This is a genomic window from Muricoccus radiodurans (genome assembly GCF_050154705.1).
In the GTDB taxonomy this organism is placed as follows: domain Bacteria; phylum Pseudomonadota; class Alphaproteobacteria; order Acetobacterales; family Acetobacteraceae; genus Roseomonas; species Roseomonas radiodurans.
In genome coordinates, this window is the sequence record NZ_CP189561.1 from 260,015 (window position 1) to 277,155 (window position 17,141).

The following is a 17,141-nucleotide window of genomic DNA, read 5'->3' on the forward strand; positions in this document are numbered from 1 at the left end:
CAGCCCCGCGACCCTCGACGGCGGCGCGCCGGCCCGGTAAGGGACCCGGTCGCGTTCCCGCCAGGAATCGGAACCTAGAGCCTCTCTCCATGACCAGCAGCAATGACGTTCGGGCCACCTTTCTCGACTACTTCGCGCGCAACGGGCACGCCGTGGTGGACAGCTCTCCGCTGGTGCCGCGCAACGACCCGACGCTGCTCTTCACCAATTCGGGCATGGTGCAGTTCAAGAACGTCTTCACGGGGCAGGAGCGCCGGCCTTATTCCCGCGCCACGACGGCGCAGAAGTGCGTGCGCGCGGGCGGCAAGCACAACGACCTGGACAATGTCGGCTACACCGCCCGGCACCACACCTTCTTCGAGATGCTCGGGAACTTCTCCTTCGGCGACTACTTCAAGGAGCAGGCGATCTCCCACGCGTGGGAGCTGCTCACGAAGGACTTCGCGATCGACAAGGCGCGGCTGCTCGTCACGGTCTATCACGAAGATGAGGACGCGGCGGCGCTGTGGCGGAAGATCGCCGGGCTGCCGGACGAGAAGATCATCCGTATCGCGACGTCCGACAATTTCTGGCGGATGGGCGACACGGGGCCCTGCGGGCCGTGCTCCGAGATCTTCTACGACCACGGGCCCTCGATCCCGGGCGGCCCGCCGGGCAGCGCCGAGGAGGACGGAGACCGGTTTATCGAGATCTGGAACCTCGTCTTCATGCAGTTCGAGGAAGGGCCGCCGGGCGTACGTCGTCCGCTGCCGCGGCCCTCAATCGACACGGGCATGGGGATGGAGCGCTTCACGGCCATCCTTCAGGGCGTCCACGACAACTACGACACCGACACCTTCCGCGCGATCATCATGGCGAGCGCCGAGGCCACCGGGCAAGCGCCCGACGGCCCCTTCAAGGCGTCTCACCGGGTCGTGGCGGACCACCTGCGGTCCGGCGCCTTCCTGATGGCGGAGGGGGTGCTGCCCTCCAACGAGGGGCGGGGCTACGTGCTCCGGCGCATCCTCCGGCGGGCCATGCGGCACGCGCACATGATGGGCGCGCGGGAGCCGCTGATGCCGCGGCTGGTGCCGGTGCTGGTGCGACAGATGGGCGCCGCCTATCCGGAGCTGGGCCGGGCCGAGGCGCTGATCACCGAGACGCTGCGGCTGGAGGAAACGCGGTTCCGGTCGCTGCTGGAGCGCGGGCTCGGGCTGCTGGCCGAGGAGACGGCGCGGCTGGGCGAGAAGCAGGCACTGCCCGGAGATGTGGCGTTCCGGCTGTACGACACCTACGGCTTCCCACTGGATCTGACGCAGGACGCGCTGCGCGGCGAGGGCCGGACGGTGGACGTGGCGGGCTTCGAGAGCGCCATGGCCGAGCAGAAGCGGCGGGCGCGGGCGGCCTGGTCGGGCTCGGGCGAGGCGGCGACAGAGTCGCTCTGGTTCGACCTGAAGGAGAAGCTCGGCGGCGGCAGCGAGTTCCAGGGCTATGTCACCGAGCGCGGCGAGGCGTCCGTGCTGGCCGTGGTCGCCGGCGGGGCGGAGGTCGAGGAGGCCGGGCCGGGCACCGAGGTGGCGGTGGTGCTGAACCAGACGCCTTTCTACGCCGAGAGCGGCGGGCAGGTGGGAGACACCGGCACCATCACGGGGGCGGACGGGCTGCGCGTCGCGGTGCGGGACACGCAGAAGAAGCTTGGGCTCTTCGTGCATCTCGGCACGGTGGAGGCGGGGACGCTGCGGCGTGACGCCGCCGTGGTGGCCGAGGTGGACCATGCGCGTCGCGGCGCCATCCGGGCGCACCACTCGGCCACGCATCTGCTGCACGAGGCGCTGCGGCGCCGGCTCGGCACCCATGTCGCCCAGAAGGGCTCGCTGAACGCGCCGGACCGGCTGCGCTTCGACGTGTCCCAGCCCACGCCGATGTCGGCGGATGACCTGGCCTGGGTCGAGGGTGAGGTGAACGCGCGCGTACGGGAGAACGCCGAGGTCGTGACGCGGCTCATGACGCCGGACGACGCGGTGAAGGCCGGCGCCATGGCGCTGTTCGGGGAGAAGTACGGGGACGAGGTTCGCGTCGTCGGGATGGGCTACGATCCGGCCGCGACCGACAAGCACGGCGTGTACAGCCTGGAGCTGTGCGGCGGGACGCATGTCGGCCGCACCGGCGACATCGGGCTGTTCAAGATCGTGGGCGAGGGGGCGGTCTCGGCCGGCGTGCGGCGCGTCGAGGCCGTGACGGGGCCCGCGGCCCTGGCGCTGGTGGAAGCTTCGGAGCGGACGTTGCGCGAGGCGGCCGCCGTGCTGAAGTCTCCGCCGGCCGAGGTGCCGGCGCGGGTCGCTGCGCTGGTCGATGAACGGCGGAAGCTGGAGCGCGAGGTCGCGGACCTCCGCCGCAAGCTGGCCACCGGCGGTGGCGCGGCGGAGGCCGAGACTATCGGCGATCTGCGGGTCGCCCTGCGCGACCTGGGCGAGGTCCCTCCGCGCGACCTGAAAGGGTTGGCCGAGGCCATCCTGAAGGGCGGCACCGCCGACGTGGTGGGGCTGGTGTCCTCGGCCGAGGGGAAGGCGAGCATCGTGGTCGCGGTGGGAGAGGCGGCGAAGGGCCGTGCCGACGCCGTGGCCCTGGTGCGGGCGGCCTCCGCGGCCGTGGGCGGCAAGGGCGGCGGCGGGCGGCCCGACATGGCGCAGGCGGGCGGGCCCGAGGGCGCCAAGTCGGCCGAGGCGCTGGCGGCGATCCGCGGGGCGCTGGCGGCCTGACGGCCGCCGCCCGGTCGTCGCGCCCTAGGCGGCGCGGCTCCTGGCCCGCGTGACCGATGGCGCGGCGGGCCAAGTGCTGAGCACGTCCCGCGGCGTCTTCGGGCGCCAGCCCTTGGCCTGCAGCCCCGTGTAGATCGCGTCCAGGCTGTGCTTGTTCGCGGCCGAGGTGACGGTCAGCACGACCTCCTGGCCGATGTGGTAGCCGTACTCGCCGACGAAATCGCCCTTGACCGTGAAGCAGAGGCCGACGCTGTCATCCGTGTTCTGAGATCGGATGGAGCGGACGGCCTGCTGCGGCTTGAAGATGTTGAAGGCCGACATCTTCAGGTGGCTCTTCATCCCTGGACCGTTGAAGGAGATGAAGGGCAGGCCGGACCAGTTCCCCACCACCTGCGCCAAGCCGCCACCCAGCGAATGGCCGACGAGGGAGATGGGCCTGTTCCAGGCATTCTGCTTCGCCCAGCTCACCATGGCGAAGGCGCTGCCAGCCATGTTGGGAATGACGTTCACGCCGATGCGCGCATTGCCGGAGTTCTGCGACACCGGCGCGGTCGTCAGGCCGCCCTTCGTTCCGGAGAAGGCAACCACGATCTCGTTCGCATTCTCGAAGATCCCACCCTGGTAGCCATTCCCGTACCAAGTGGCCCATTCCCATTTTTGGATCGACCAGCCGGGCAGGTTTGGCTGGCCGCTGTCCTTGGAGGCGTAGACGATTTCCGCCAGATCCAGGTAGTCCTGAAAGTTGGCCATGACGGGTGTCTCCTCGCTTTCGTTGCGAGGCTAGGACATGTTCCCGACGTTGACGATCCCGTGCGATCGATCCCTGCCATAGATGCGGACGATGGTCGGCAGCCTCGTGCGGTGCTACCCAGGGTTGAATTACTCCAGCTTCGCGCCAGAAACTCGGACGATCTCACCCCATTTGGCGTATTCGGACCGCAGGAGCGCTGCCAGCGCGTCTGACGTGCCACCGGCGATCATGCCCCCCTGGTCGGTAAGGCTACGCCGCACCTCCGGGTCGGACAGGGCTCCGGTGACCGCGTCGTGGAGCTTCGTGATCCGGTCCGGAGGCGTCCCGGCCGGCGCGAAGAGAGCATACCAGGTTTCGGAGATCACCCCTGGTATGCCGGACTCGGTGAAGGTGGGGACATCGGGCAGGGCCGGACTGCGGGCATCCGCCGTGACGCCCAGGGCGACCAGCTCACCACTGCGGGTGCCGGGCAGGACGATGGGGACGTCGGCCAGGATCATGTCGATGTTGCCGGCGAGCAGGTCGGTGATCGCGGGCGCCGCACCGCGGTAGGGCACGTGGTTGATGTCGATGCCGGCGCGCAGCTTGAACAGCTCCCCGGCCAGGTGGAGGGAGCTGCCGATCCCGGCGGAGCCGAAGGTCAGGCGGCCCGGGCTGCGCTTCGCCTCGTCCACCAGGCCGCGGAGGCTGGTCAGGTTGCGCTGGCGACGGACGACGAGGATCTGCGGCACGGAGAGGACATGCACGATCGGCGCGAGGTCACGCTGCGGGTCGTAGGGCATGCGCGGCATCATGTGCGGCAGCACGACGAGCGCGCCCGTGGATGCCAGCACGACCGTCTGGCCGTCCGGGCGGGCGCGGGCGCCGGCCTCCACGCCGACCACGCCGCCGGCGCCCGAGCGGCTGTCGATCACCACCGGCTGGCCGAGGCGGTCGCCCATTGCCCGGCCGACGATCCGGCCGATGATGTCGGCCGGTCCGCCGGGCGCGAAGGGGATGATCATCCGCACGGGCTGGTCGGGGAAGCTGCCCTGGGCGCGCGCGGTGGCAGCCAGCGGAGCGCCGGCGAGCAGGGCAAGGGCGGTGCGACGGGTGGGCATGGCGGGTCCTCTCGTCAGCGCGCCGCGTTCTCGGACGCGATGGCGTCCAGCGCGGCGTCATCGAGCTTCAGCACGTCCGACAGAACCTCCCGCGTGTGCTCCCCGTGGCGGGGCGGGGGACGATCATAGGCGACCGGCGTGTCGGAGAAGCGCACGGGATTGGCGATGAAGGGCATGGTGCCGGCGGTGGGGTGTGGCATCGTGCGGAACATCTCGCGGTGGCGGACCTGCGGATCGTCGGCGACGGCGGCGAAGTCGTTGATCGGGCCGGAGGACACGCCGACCTTGTTCAAGAGCTCCATCCACTCCATTGCCGGGCGCTTCCGCAGCGCGGGCTCCAGCAGGGCGAGGAGCGCGGGCTTGTTCGCCATGCGGTGCCGGTTGTTGGTGAAGCGCGGGTCCGTGGGCACGTCGGGCAGGCCGATCACTTGGCAAAACAGCGCGAACTGCCGGTCGTTGCCGACCGTGACCATCAGGGGCCGGTCGGCCGTGTCGAAGGCCTGCCAGGGGACATTGATCTGGGACGCGGAGCCCGCCGGCGTGGGCACGCGGCCGGAGATGAGGTGGTTCATCGCGATGTGCGACTGCGCCGCGAGCTGCGTGTCCAGCAGGGCGAGGTCGATGTGCTGGCCGCGGCCAGAAACGGTGTCCCGGTGGTGCAGCGCCGCCAGGATCGCGATGGTGGCGTAGAAGCCGGCGTTGACGTCGGAGACGGAGTAGCCCGCCAGCACGGGGCCGGCGCCGGGATGGCCGGGGGGCTGGCCGGTGACGGACATGAGCCCGCTCATCGCCTGGAAGACCGCGTCATAGCCGGGGAGGGCGGCGTAGGGCCCGTCCTGCCCCCAGCCGGTGATGGAGCAGTAAATGAGGCGTGGGTTGATCGTCGACAGGCTGTCGTAGTCCATGCCGTAACGGCGGAGCCCGCCAGCCTTGAAGTTCTCGATCAGGACGTCGGACTTCTCAGCCAGGGCGCGCAGGGCGGCCTGGCCCTGGGGTTTGGACATGTCCAGCGCGACGCTGCGCTTGCCGCGGTTCATGGCGAGGAAGGAGGAGTACTCGCCCGTCTCCTTCCCCTCCGCGTCCTTCTGCGGATAGCCCATGCGGCGCACGTCGTCGCCGCCGACGGGGTGCTCGACCTTGATCACCTCGGCGCCGAAATCGGCCAGCATCTGCGCGGCCCAGGGGCCCGCGAAGACGCGCGTCATGTCGAGGACGCGAATGTTGGGAAGTGCGCTCAACGCGGGAGTTCCAGCACGGCTGTCGCAAGGACGTTGCGGAGGATTTCCGACGACCCGCCGAAGATGGTGGAGGGGCGGGCGAGAAGGAACTGGCCCGCGGGGTGCAGCCCTTCCTCCATCGGGTGGAGCAGGCCGGAGTTGCCGTCGGCGAGTTCCAGCATGGCGTCGGTGATGCGCTGGAAGAGTTCGGTCTGCACGATCTTCAGGATGGAGACGTCCTGGCCGAGGGGCTCGCCGCGCTTGAGGGCGGCGACATGGTGCTCGTAGAGGGCCTTGAGGTCCGCCAGGTCCATGGAAAGGCGGGCGTAGCTCTCCTGGAAGGCCGGGTCTTCCAACCGTCCCAGGCGCTCGGCGAGCTTGCGGTAGCGGGCAAGGCCGTTGGAGGACAGTTTGGGCGAGCCGATGGCGATGCGCTCGAAGCCGAGAAGGGCCTTCGCGTAGGTCCAGCCCTGGTCCACTGCCCCGACGACCATGTCCTTCGGCACGCGGACATTGTCGAAGAAGATCTCGCAGAACTCGTCGTGGAGATCGAGATTCAGGATCGGGCGGACGGTGATGCCCGGGCTGTCCATCGGCAGCAGGAGGAAGGAGATCCCTTCCTGCTTCTTGTTCGTCTTCTTCGTGCGGGCGAGGACGAAGATCCAGTTCGCGTCATTGGCCAGGGTGATCCAGATCTTCTGGCCGTTCAGCACCCAGTGGTCGCCCCCATCCGCCGCGTCGAGCCGGATGGCGGCGAGGTCGGAGCCGGCGCCGGGCTCAGAATAGCCCTGGCACCAGATGTCCTCGCCCGAGAGGATGCGCGGGAGGAAGCGGGCCTTCTGTTTCTCGGAGCCGTGCTTCAGCAGCAGCGGGCCGAGCATGATCAGCCCCATGTCGCTGACGCGGGCGGCGCCGAAGCGCTCCCACTCCTCCAGCATGATCAGCTGCTTGGAGGCACCGAGGCCCATGCCGCCGTATTCCCGCGGCCAGTTGGGGGCGAGCCAGCCCTGCTTCGACAGCGTCATGTACCAGGGGCGGTTGTCGCGCCAGTGAAGGCGGCGGGGTGGGAAGCGGGGAACGTCGGCGGGGTAGTTCGCCGTGATCCAGGTGCGGACATGCTCGCGGAACGCGTCATCGGACAGCGCCTCGAGCTGCTCGTGCGTGTAGGTGTCCAGTTCCACGCTCAGCGCCCCTGGAACACCGGCTTCCGCTTCTCGGCGAAGGCGCGCTGCGCCTCCTTCGAATCCTCGGTGGACGCCAGCGCCCGGGTCTGGGTCTGCTCGTAGCGGTACCCGTCGCGGAGTGGCATCTCCTCCGTCATCGCGAAGCCGCGCTTGGCGGCTTCCACGGCCAGGGGGCTCTTGGCGGCGATGTCGCGAGCGATGGCCGTCGCCGCCTCCGCCACCTGCTCCTTCGGGACGCAGGCGGAGACGGCGCGCATCCGCAGCAGCTCCGGGCCATAGAGGCGTCTGGCGGTGTAGACCATCAGCCGCGCATCGGACTGGCCGAGGTGACGCAGGATATGGCGCACGCCACCCGCCAGCCCGACATCCACCTCGGTGAGCGCGAGGAAGGCGTCCTCCGCCACGATCAGCACGTCGCAGCAGGAGGCGAGCACGGCACCGGCGCCGATGGCCGCGCCGTTGATCGCGGCGATCACCGGCTTCGGGCATTCCAGCACCGCGTCGAAGGAGGCGCGGACGGAGCGGTTGTGCTTGGGATAGGCGCCCTGGAGCGAGAGGTCCGGGCGATCCTTCAGATCGGCGCCGGCAGAGAAGGCGCGTCCCTCGCCGGTCAGGACGATGGCGCGCACGGTGGGGTCGTCGCCCAGGACGTCAAAGATCTGCACGATCTCCTCGCGGAAGGTGCGGCCCTGCGCGTTCACGGGGTGCCCACGCATGGTAACCGTCGCGACGTAATCGCTGATCTCGACGGCGAAGCGCTCATAGGTCTCGGTCACGGGTGGGATCCTCAGGCGCGCGCGGGCGGGAGCGGGGCGAGGCCGCCGCCGGGCGGGGGGGCGAGGGGGGCGGGCACGCCATCCGGCAAGGGGATATCGTGCACATTCAGCGTCATGGAGACGAGGACGTAATAGCCGATCACTGCCGTCAGCTCGACGGCGCCGCGGGCGCCCCAGCGGGCGACGACCGCGTTGTAGGTCTCGTCCGGGACCGTGCCGGTCAGATGGATCTGGCGGGCGAATTCATAGATCAGCGCCTCCTCAGGATCGGCGAAGGACGGCGCTTCGTTCGTGCGGATGGATTCGAGGACGTCGGCGGGAATGCCCGCCTCTCCGGCAGCCTTGGCATGGACCCACCACTCGATCTGCGCGGTGTAGCGGCGGCCCGTGACGCAGATCGCGAGCTCGTTCAGCCGCTTCGGAAGCACGGTGTTGAAGCGCAGCGACTCACCGAGCTTCGACCAGCGCTCCGCGATGTCCGGAGAGTGGATGCCGGCGCGGAGCGGGCCGATGAGGACGCCGCGGGGGCCGGAGACGATCCCGTCGTACACGCGGCGCTGCTCGGGCGTCATCTCCTCGGGGCCGGGGAGGGGAATGCGGGGCATGGGCGGGGATCCGTCAGATAATGCCGGCGGCGGAGAGGCGGGCGATCTCGTCGGCCGGGTAGCCGGCCTCGGCCAGCACCTCCTGCGTGTGCTGGCCGAGGAGGGGCGGCGGGCGGTCGAAGGCAAGGGGGGCGTTCCGGAAGTTCATCGGGCTCACCACCTGCGGCACGGTGCCGGACTGCGGGTGCGGCAGATGACGCAGCATGTTCCGGTGCTTCACCTGCGGGTCGTCGAAGACCTGCGGCACCTCGTTGATCGGGGCGCAGGGGACGCCGGCAGCGTCGAGCAGGCCGATCAGCTCGTCGCGCCCGAACTCCCTGAAGCGCTCCGTCAGGAGCGGCGTCAGGACGGGGTTGTTACGGACGCGGCTGGGATTGGTCGCGAAGCGCTCGTCCGTCGTCCACTCGGGGCGGCCGATGGCGGCACACATCTTGGCGAATTGCCCATCGTTGCCGACCGCGAGCACCAGGAAGCCGTCGGCGCAGGGGAAGACGTCCTGCGGCTGGATGTTGGGGTGGCGGTTGCCGCCGCGCTTCGGCGTGCGGCCGGAGATGAGCCAGTTCATCGCCTGGTTCGCGAGGAACGCCGCCTGCACATCGAGCATCGCGAGGTCGATCACCTCGCCCTCTCCGGTCTCGTTGCGGCGGGCGAGGGCCGCGAGGGCCGCGACCGCGGAATACATGCCGGTCATCAGGTCCACGATCGGCACGCCGACCTTCTGCGGGCCGCCGCCCGGGGCATCGTCGCGCTCGCCGGTCACGGACATCAGCCCGCCCATGGCCTGGATCGCGAAGTCATAGGCGGCCTGGTCCGCGCGCGGGCCGTCCTGGCCGAAGCCGGTGACGGATACGTAGATCAGGCGCGGGTTGATCGCCCGCAGGCTCTCGGCGTCCAGGCCATAGCGCTTCAGGGCGCCGGCCTTGAAGTTCTCGAAGACGATGTCGGCGCTCTCGGCCAGCTTGCGGATCACGGCCTGGCCCTCGGGCTTCGCCATATCCACGGTGACCGAGCGCTTGGCGCGGTTCACGCCGAGGTAGTAGCCGGACTCCTTCGTCGGGTTGCCGTCCCGATCCTTCAGGAAGGGCGGGCCCCAGACGCGGGTGTCGTCGCCGTTTCCGGGGCGCTCGACCTTGATCACGTCGGCGCCCAGGTCGCCCAGCATCTGCGTCGCCCAGGGCGCCGCCATGATGCGGGAGAGATCGAGGACGCGGATATGGGACAGCGGTCCCTGTCTCTGCGGGGCGGGGTGTTCAGCCATCGCGCGCCTCCGTAGCCTGCATGGACGGGCGCGTCACGAATTCGGCGTGCCAGGCGGCCAGAGCGGGGTGCCCGTCGCGCCATTGGAAATCGGGGAAGCGGAAGTCGAGATAGGAGAGAAGGAGACCGAGCGTGATGTGTACGACGTTGACGGGCTGCGCCGACAGCCCGGCGATCTCCTTCTCCAGCCTTGCCATCCCGCTCTCATACTTGACGGCGAAGGCGGCCAGCAGCTCGGGCGTCTGACGCTCCCGCGGCTTCTCGCGCTCCGCGCGCCAGAGAAGGAGGAATTCGAGGAAGGCGTCCACGATGGCGTGCCACGTCAGCACGTTCCACCGCGCCATGCCCGCCTTCGGGAAGAGCGATCCGCCCGCGAGGTCGTTCAGGTACTCGCAGATCACCACGGAATCGTAGATCACCGTGCCGTCGTCCAGGACGAGGGTGGGAATCTTGCTGATCGGGTTGTCCGGGAGCAGATCCCGGTTCGGCGCGGTGGAGGCGACGACGGTACGGACGGTGTGGATGCGGTCGGCGAGGCCGAGCTCGTGCGCCGCGACCATCACCTTGCGCACGAAGGGCGAGCGCGGGGACCAGTGGAGCTTCACGGCCGTGCGCGCCCGCCGGCCCGATGCCTGTTCCTGTTCATCCGCGTCCTCCCCGGGTCTGGTAAAGTTCGGTTTTATGTCCTTTATGGGAGCCGCCGGCGCTTGTCCATCGCCGGGTGGGAGGATGCAATGCCCGAACTGAACCGGCGCGGCCTGCTGGCGGCGTCCCTGTCGGCGCCCGCGCTGCTGCGGGCCGGCGCGGCCCGTGCAGACTGGCCCGGGCGCAGCCTTCGGCTCATCGTGCCCTATCCGCCGGGCGGGATCACGGACCTCGTGGCCCGGAAGGTGGCGGACGGGCTGGGCGCGATCTGGGAACGTCCGTTGATCGTGGACAACAGGCCCGGCGCGGGCGGCAACATCGCGGCGGAGCTGGCGTCGAAGGCCCCGCCGGACGGGAACACTCTCTACATCGCCTTCGCCGGAACGCACGCGATGGCGGTCAGCCTCTTCCGCGACCTGCGCTACGACCCGGTCCGGGACTTCACGCCCGTGTCGCTGCTGATCGAGAGCCCGATGGCGCTGACGCTCCACCCGGCCGTTCCCGCCCGCAGCGTGGCCGAGCTCACCGCCTATGCCCGCGCCAACCCGGGGAGGCTCGCCTTCGGCTCATCCGGCAATGGTGGCGCGTCGCACCGCTCGCTGGAACTCTACAAGGCGGCGGCGGGGGTCGACATCCTGCACGTGCCCTATCGCGGGGCGGCGCAGTCCAACACGGACCTGCTCGGCGGGAAGATCCAGGGCATGTTCGACGCGCCGATCACCGCCATGCCGAACATCCGCGGCGGCGGGGTGCGGGTGCTGGCGACCACCGGACGCGTGCGGCCCGCGCTGCTTCCGGACGTCCCGACGATGCGGGAGGCCGGCATGCCCGACTATATGTTCCTGACCTGGCTCGGGCTGCTGACGCCGGCGGGGCTACCGCCCGAAATCCGGGACCGGATGAACCGCGACGTGCGGACCGTCATGGCGCAACCGGCCATGCGGGCGTGGTGCGCCGAGAACGGGCTGGAGCCCGCCGCGAATTCCCCGGACGAGTTCGCCCGCTACATGGCCGAGGAGACGGCGCGCTTCGCCGATTTCATCCGCACGACCGGGATGACGGTGGACTGAGTCGAGCCGGAGAGGACGCGTTGCGCCCCTTCCGGCCTCAGGCCAAGGCGTCAGGGAGGGGCGGAGCGGCTGCGCGCTCGGACAGGCCCCGCAGGACCTGCCCCAGCGCGCGCTGGAGCTGTTCGAGGAGGTTCGCGGCCTGGTCGGCCTCGAACTCCGAGATGACAACGCGGTCCGTCATGTCATGAACGACAACGACGCGACCTTCGATGGCGTGGGCCCGGATGCTGCTCATACCGGAAGCCTAAACGGGGATGACGAGACCGTGACAGGGGCATGTCACGGTCGCGTGAATGCTTGGGCCACCGCTGTTGCTGCAAAGCAACATGACCTGGAGCGAGTCATCCGAAGGTCTGGAGAAGGTCCTCGACCTGCGCGGCGGTGAGCGCCCGGGCCGGAAGGCCACGGAGCATAAGGGCGAGACGCGCGGCCTCCTCCAGCTCCTCCGAAGCGTAGACGGCTTCATCGAGCGACGCGCCGGAAACGACCGGGCCGTGGTTGGCCAGCAGCACGGCCCGAGCCTCGCGGGCGGCGCCGTGGATGGCGGACTCCATCGCCGCGTCGCCCGGGCGGTAATAGGGGATCACCGGAAGGCTCCGCCCGATCCGCATCACGAAATAGGGGGTGAGGGGCGGGATCGGCGCGTTCTCGCCCGGCGTGGCGAGGCAAGCAATGGCGGTGGCATGGGTCGAGTGCAGGTGCACCACCGCGCCGGCCTCCGGGCGCGCCGTCAGCACCGCGCGATGCATGAAGACCTCCTTCGAGGGCTTGTCGCCGGACACATGCCGCCACTCAGCGTCGAGCTTGCTGATCCGCGCCGGATCCAGCCGGCCGAGGCAGGAATTGGTCGGCGTCATCAGGACGCCGTCCGGCAGGCGCACGGAGATGTTCCCTGCGCTGCCGACGGAATAGCCGCGGCCGAAGAGAAGCCGGCCGTGCTCGCAGAGGCGCTCTCGGAGCGCGGATTCGTTGGTCATGGTTGGTGCCGGCCAAGGAGGTGGCGGAGGAGGGCGTTCCATAGCGGGGCCGCCGGACCCGCACCAGCGCCGGTGCGGTTGCGCATGGATCAAGGCGGGGCAACGAGGGGTGGCGGGCGGGAGCGGGATCACGCTGGGCTTACGATGGGCGGGGCAGGCTGTACGTCGCCATGGATGACGCACTGCTCCTGTCGAACCTCGCCTTCTGGCCGCGCATCGCGGTCGAGCGGCTCGCGGCGCGCTCCATCACCACGGCCGAGGGGGCCGTGCAGGCCACCGCAACCCCGGACGGCCGGGCCACCCTGATCGAGGTGACCGGCCTGTCCGACAACGCGCTCGACCTGCTGCTGGCCCGCACGCGCCGGGCGCTGCCGCCCGAGGTGCGGGCGCGGCTTGGTCCGGCGCCAGATGCCGCTGTTCCCGTCGCACCCGCTCGGCCGTGACGCTGCGCTAAGGGTATCCGGCCAGGGATCCACGCGGCGCCGCCTGGGATCACGATGGGCTCACGGCGCCGTGTTAAGGTTCGGGAGAGGAGGGCACGAGATGTCGGGTGCGCATGGCGGCGGGTTGCGGGCCTGCTTCGCCGCTTCCGAGAGGCCGATGGAGGCAGGGCCGGAGACCGTCGCGCCGCTCGATCTGCGCGGCTACCGCCATTTCCTCGGGGCGCCGACTCGGCGCCACGGGGATGCGGCCACCGACCGCAGCCCGGCGGCGGTGCGCCGGCGGCTGAGCGGCCTGTCCCTCGCCATGCAGACGACCGATCCCGTGGAGGGGCAGGAGAACCCCGGCATCCCGTCCGGGTACACCTACCTCCTGCAACTCGTCGCGCATGACTGCGTGCGAACCACCACGCCCCTCTGGGCCCTGACGCCATTCCTCAATGAATCGCAGAACATGCGGGCAGCCCGGCTCCGGCTCGATACCGTCTATGGCGACGGGCCGAATGGCTGCCCCTACGCCTATGCGCCCGATGACGAGGAAGATCTGACACGGACGCGGCTCCGCCTCGGCATGCCCGCGCCCCGCGGCGCGCCGATGAGCCCGACGCCGTTCCGGGACGTGGCGCGCGCGCGGGCCGATGGCGCCCTGGGAGAGCCCGCCACCGGTCGTGCGGAGCCGCTGCTGCCCGACCCGCGCAACGACGACAACGCTCTCATCTCGCAGATGACCGCGCTGTTCCACCAGCTGCACAACGCCCTGGTCCTGAAGCTGCCGCCGATGCGGGCACGCCGCGGCGACGAGGCGGCGCTGCTCAAGGAGGCCGAGGCGCGCTTCAACGTCGCGCGCCTGGGGACGACGATGATCTATCGCCGCGTGGTGCGGGACGACGCGCTGCGCCGGATCCTCGATCCCGGCATCTACGCGCGCTACGCGGCGGGCGATGCCGCGCTGCTCGACCGCGACGCGCTGCACCAGCGCGGGGAGGCGGTGCCGCTGGAGTTCTCGCACGGGGCGTTCCGCTTTGCCCACGCGATGATCCGGCCGACCTACACCATCTCCGACATGCTGGAGGCGGACGTGGATGAGGCACTGCGCCTCACCTGCGGGCGCAGCCCGAAGAAGATGCCGCTGAGCCAGGACTGGATCGTGCGCTGGGGCAACTTCTTCGACCTGGCGGATGCCAGAGAGGAGGGGGCGGCGCGCGGCGCCAACGGCCGACCGGCGCGGCGGAATCTCAGCCTGCGGATCATGCCGCGCTACAACCGCAACCTCCGCGACAGCTCGCTCTTCCCGCGGCCTGAGGCGGATGGCGACGAGGGCGTGGGCTACCGCGATCTCATCAGCGCATCGGCGGCCGGGCTCTGGTCCGTCCCGGCGCTCTACGGGCGCATGCGGCAGGTCCTTGCGCGGCGCGGGCAGCCCGATCCGTTCGAGCAATCCCCCCTGGCGGACGACCGGGTGCGGGAGGAAGCGATCAGCGACTGGCTGCGCGCCCGCCCCCATAGCGGCTTGGCGGGGGAGGACATCCGCGCCCTGGCATCGGACCCGCCGATCCCATACTACGCGATGTTCGAGGCGGAGCGGGAGGGCGATGGCGGGCGGCGGCTCGGGCCCTTCGCCTCGCTCATCATCGCGGATGTGCTGTTCGGGGCGCTGTGGGAAGACCCGCTGCCCGGCGAGGTCCGCGGCGAGTCCCTCGCCGAAGGGCTGGGGAAACTCTGCGCGGCCGTGCTCGGCGACCGGGGTGCCCTCCGGGCGGTTCCCGAAATCGGCGACATGGCCGGCCTGATCCATTTCGTGGCGGCGGCGCATGACTTGCGGGACGCCAGCCCCGCCTTCCTGTGAATCCAACCGACGAGAGGCAGAACGCGATGAGCGACGTGATGCGGGTGACCAACCACGACAGGCTGGGCCTGCTGGTTAAGACCTGGTCCACCGGGAAGAACCGCTTGGGTGACGGCAAGGACTACCCCGTGCCGAAGGACCTGGAGGAGTTCAAGGCACAGCTTCTCGCGGCCGGCGTGGGCGCCGAGCTGCCGGCGCGGATCAAGCGGCTGCACATCGTGCAGCCCGACATGGAGACGCTGGTGATCCGCATCCCGCCGAAGCAGCTCTTCGAGGCATCGGAGGCGCGCTTCAAGGAGCCGGGGACGTCGTACCGCCTACCCAAGTTCTACGGCGACGTGACCGCGGCCGGCACCGGGCCCGAGGCGACGGAGGAGCAGAAGCTCTGGTTCCACGCCTCTCGGATCGGGGACTACACCATCGCGAACTGCGTCTGAGCGGTGGGGCGCCCGGCCCTCTCACCAGCCCCGGTGGGACATCCCGCCATCCGGGATACCAGCAGCGAGGATGCCGCTGTGCAGGCGCGACCAGTTCTCGGCCGTGCTGATAGGGTAGAGGTGGAGCAGCCAGCGTCCCAGCGCGTCCCGGGTGGGCGGGTGGTCGCCATGCCACGCGTCCCGCACGAGGGCGAAGAAGCGCTCCGCATCCTGCCTTGCGCCGTCCAGGTCCCCGAGATTCGCGAGCGCCGCGGCGCGCCAGGCGGGCAGGGTGCGGATGAGGTCGCCGGCGCGGTCGCAGGCCTCGATCGTCGCGCGGTCGTCGCCGCGGAGATAGGCGATGGTCACCTCATAGGCCCAATGCGTGGCGCTGGGCGCGAGGGTCATGTCGCAGGACGCCGCCGCCTGCCGCTGCGCCGTCTCATGGTCGCCGCAGAAGCTGTGGAAGAGGGCGGCGGACATCAGGGTCCAGCTGTCGTTCGGGTTCAGCTCGCAGGCCAGGCGCATGTGGGGCGCCGCCTGCTCGTGCTGTCCGGCCATGGCGTGCGACCACCCGAGGCAGAGCTGCGCGCGGGAATCGGACGGGTCCAGTGCCGCCGCGCGCCGAGCCCGCTCCAGCGAGCGCGCCTCCCGCTCCCGCGACCGGAAAGTGCCGGGCATGGCGATGTGGATGCCGTTGTCGATCTGCGCGAGGCTGCTGTAGGCCGGGGAGAAGGCGGCGTCCTGCGCGATCGCGTCCTCGAACAGCGCCGTGGCGCGGGGCCAGTGCTTAGGGCTGAAGCGGAGGATGACCGCCTGCCCGCGCAGCCAGCGGTCATGTGCGGCCAGGGAATTGACCGGCTGCTCCGCGACGCGCGCGAGGCGCGCGGCCGAGACCTGCCCGGTGAGCGACATGGAGATGCTGCGCGCGACGGCCTGCTGCGCCTCGAACCAGGTGTCGAGCGCGACGTCCGTCCGCTCGCTCCAGACGACGACGGCGCTGTCCGCGTCCCGCAGGGTCAGAACGAGGCTGATCCGCTGGCCCGCCTGATAGGCGGTGGCCGAGATGCTGTAGCGGCTGGAGACGCGGCCATCGAGGCCGGCGGGCGCGGCCGGGCCCTCGCCGTCCAGCACGTACCATTCGCGGAAGCGGGCGAGGCAGGCGATCAGGTCGTGCCGGAAACCATGGACGATGTAGGCCCGGTCGGCGGGCACGCCGTTCGCCGCGAAGGGCTCCACCACCAGGGCCATCCGCGCCCGCGACATGCCGGACGGGGAGGGGACTGGCTCCGCCCGCGCCTGGGGCGGCGGATCCGGAGGGCGGAAGCTGCCGGACTTGATCTCCGCGATCAGGCCCTGAGTCTCAGGCGCCGGCTCCATGTCGTGGTCATCGCCGAGCACGCGCCAGAGCGCGTTGTAGGCGCGCAGCGCGCCGGCGGTGTCGCCCTCCGTGGCGGCCGCCAGGATCACCTGCCGGCAGGCTTCCTCATGCGTCGGGTCGAGGTTCAGCAGGGCCTGGGCCGCGACGCGGCGTCCACCGGACGGGGCGGCGGGGCCGCGGATCATCGTCTCCAGTCCGCGGGAGAGCCGGTCATGCAGGATCTGGCGCTGCCCCAGCACCCATTCCCGGAAGGCGGCGTCGAGGTCCTCCAACCCCTCCATGAGGCTGTCCGCCACGCGCAGCGTGCCGGAGAGGAGGGGGTCCACCTCGCCCTCCGTCATGGCCCGCAGCACGCGCTCCACGTCGAGGGAGATCGCCGCGGGATCGAGGCGCAGGACGAGGCGCTCGGCCTGCAATACGTGGTCGGGCAGCGCCTCGCGCAGCTCGTGCACGACCTGGCGGAGGGAGGCCCGCGCCTTGTCCTCCTCGAACTCGCTCCAGAGAAGGCCGACCAGCCGCTCGCGCGTCTCCTCCCCGGAGCGGGTCAGCGCGAGGTAGGCGATGACGGCCCGGGCCTTGCGGTTGCGGAGGCGGACTTCCCGCCCCTGCAGAAGGAGTTGCACCGGGCCGAGGAGCGAGAGGGAGAGCGGCCGGGCGGACGCGCCGTCGGACCGTCGATCCTCCTCGACGAGAAACCCATCCGTCATGTCACACCCGCACCCCGGAATGAGAATAGAG

At 70.4% G+C, this 17,141-nt stretch carries 16 protein-coding genes; 5 read left to right on the forward strand and 11 right to left on the reverse strand.

All coding sequences use genetic code 11. The features are described 5' to 3' along the window. The first annotated feature begins 89 nt into the window (after nt 1-89). Nucleotides 90-2,738, forward strand: coding sequence for an alanine--tRNA ligase (alaS, locus tag ACP6CK_RS01355; RefSeq protein WP_426956978.1), 2,649 nt, complete (start codon nt 90-92; stop codon nt 2,736-2,738). Between the two features lie 24 nt (nt 2,739-2,762). Here alaS and ACP6CK_RS01360 read toward each other — a convergent pair whose 3' ends face one another. The 8 genes from ACP6CK_RS01360 to ACP6CK_RS01395 all read right to left on the reverse strand — a co-directional run bounded on the left by ACP6CK_RS01360 (nt 2,763) and on the right by ACP6CK_RS01395 (nt 10,233). Continuing rightward, entirely contained in the window at nt 2,763-3,488 is a 726-nt protein-coding gene (locus tag ACP6CK_RS01360; protein WP_426956979.1) for a hypothetical protein, read from the reverse strand. Nucleotides 3,489-3,617: 129 nt separating this feature from the next. After that, on the reverse strand, nt 3,618-4,589 hold the full coding sequence (locus tag ACP6CK_RS01365; protein ID WP_426956980.1) for a Bug family tripartite tricarboxylate transporter substrate binding protein: 972 nt from the start codon (nt 4,587-4,589) through the stop codon (nt 3,618-3,620). Nucleotides 4,590-4,603: 14 nt separating this feature from the next. Continuing rightward, entirely contained in the window at nt 4,604-5,827 is a 1,224-nt protein-coding gene (locus tag ACP6CK_RS01370; RefSeq protein WP_426956981.1) for a CaiB/BaiF CoA transferase family protein, read from the reverse strand. Beyond that, on the reverse strand, nt 5,824-6,987 hold the full coding sequence (locus tag ACP6CK_RS01375) for an acyl-CoA dehydrogenase family protein (RefSeq protein WP_426956982.1): 1,164 nt from the start codon (nt 6,985-6,987) through the stop codon (nt 5,824-5,826). The genes ACP6CK_RS01370 and ACP6CK_RS01375 overlap by 4 nt, the downstream gene beginning before the upstream one ends. Nucleotides 6,988-6,989: 2 nt before the next feature. Then, on the reverse strand, nt 6,990-7,766 hold the full coding sequence (locus ACP6CK_RS01380) for an enoyl-CoA hydratase/isomerase family protein (protein WP_426956983.1): 777 nt from the start codon (nt 7,764-7,766) through the stop codon (nt 6,990-6,992). 11 nt (nt 7,767-7,777) lie between these two features. Further along, nucleotides 7,778-8,371: a carboxymuconolactone decarboxylase family protein gene (locus ACP6CK_RS01385; RefSeq protein WP_426956984.1), complete on the reverse strand. Its 594-nt coding sequence runs from the start codon at nt 8,369-8,371 to the stop codon at nt 7,778-7,780. A gap of 13 nt (nt 8,372-8,384) precedes the next feature. Then, complete coding sequence (locus tag ACP6CK_RS01390) at nt 8,385-9,629, reverse strand: CaiB/BaiF CoA transferase family protein (protein WP_426956985.1); 1,245 nt, start codon at nt 9,627-9,629, stop codon at nt 8,385-8,387. Then, entirely contained in the window at nt 9,622-10,233 is a 612-nt protein-coding gene (locus ACP6CK_RS01395; RefSeq protein ID WP_426956986.1) for a glutathione S-transferase family protein, read from the reverse strand. The genes ACP6CK_RS01390 and ACP6CK_RS01395 overlap by 8 nt, the downstream gene beginning before the upstream one ends. A 129-nt stretch (nt 10,234-10,362) precedes the next feature. On the opposite strand from ACP6CK_RS01395, the gene ACP6CK_RS01400 reads away from it, so the two are divergent. Continuing rightward, nucleotides 10,363-11,343, forward strand: a complete 981-nt coding sequence (locus tag ACP6CK_RS01400; protein ID WP_426956987.1) for a Bug family tripartite tricarboxylate transporter substrate binding protein — start codon at nt 10,363-10,365, stop codon at nt 11,341-11,343. Between the two features lie 37 nt (nt 11,344-11,380). On the opposite strand, the gene ACP6CK_RS01405 is transcribed toward ACP6CK_RS01400, so the two are convergent. Together ACP6CK_RS01405 and ACP6CK_RS01410 are read right to left on the reverse strand one after the other, a co-directional pair. Beyond that, on the reverse strand, nt 11,381-11,578 hold the full coding sequence (locus ACP6CK_RS01405; RefSeq protein WP_426956988.1) for a hypothetical protein: 198 nt from the start codon (nt 11,576-11,578) through the stop codon (nt 11,381-11,383). Between the two features lie 106 nt (nt 11,579-11,684). Continuing rightward, nucleotides 11,685-12,320 (reverse strand): aldolase, encoded by a 636-nt coding sequence (locus tag ACP6CK_RS01410; protein ID WP_426956989.1) that lies wholly within the window; start codon nt 12,318-12,320, stop codon nt 11,685-11,687. 170 nt (nt 12,321-12,490) lie between these two features. Between ACP6CK_RS01410 and ACP6CK_RS01415 the strand changes: the two genes are divergently transcribed. From ACP6CK_RS01415 to ACP6CK_RS01425, 3 genes are all read left to right on the forward strand, one after another. Further along, nucleotides 12,491-12,763 (forward strand): hypothetical protein, encoded by a 273-nt coding sequence (locus ACP6CK_RS01415; protein ID WP_426956990.1) that lies wholly within the window; start codon nt 12,491-12,493, stop codon nt 12,761-12,763. 100 nt (nt 12,764-12,863) lie between these two features. Beyond that, the gene (locus tag ACP6CK_RS01420) at nt 12,864-14,606 is read left to right on the forward strand and encodes a hypothetical protein (RefSeq protein WP_426956991.1); all 1,743 of its coding nucleotides are present in this window, start codon (nt 12,864-12,866) and stop codon (nt 14,604-14,606) included. 26 nt (nt 14,607-14,632) lie between these two features. Continuing rightward, nucleotides 14,633-15,043: a hypothetical protein gene (locus tag ACP6CK_RS01425; RefSeq protein ID WP_426956992.1), complete on the forward strand. Its 411-nt coding sequence runs from the start codon at nt 14,633-14,635 to the stop codon at nt 15,041-15,043. 21 nt (nt 15,044-15,064) lie between these two features. Here the strand turns inward: ACP6CK_RS01425 and ACP6CK_RS01430 are convergent, their stop codons facing one another. Further along, nucleotides 15,065-17,110, reverse strand: coding sequence for a BTAD domain-containing putative transcriptional regulator (locus ACP6CK_RS01430; protein ID WP_426956993.1), 2,046 nt, complete (start codon nt 17,108-17,110; stop codon nt 15,065-15,067). Nucleotides 17,111-17,141: the final 31 nt, after the last annotated feature.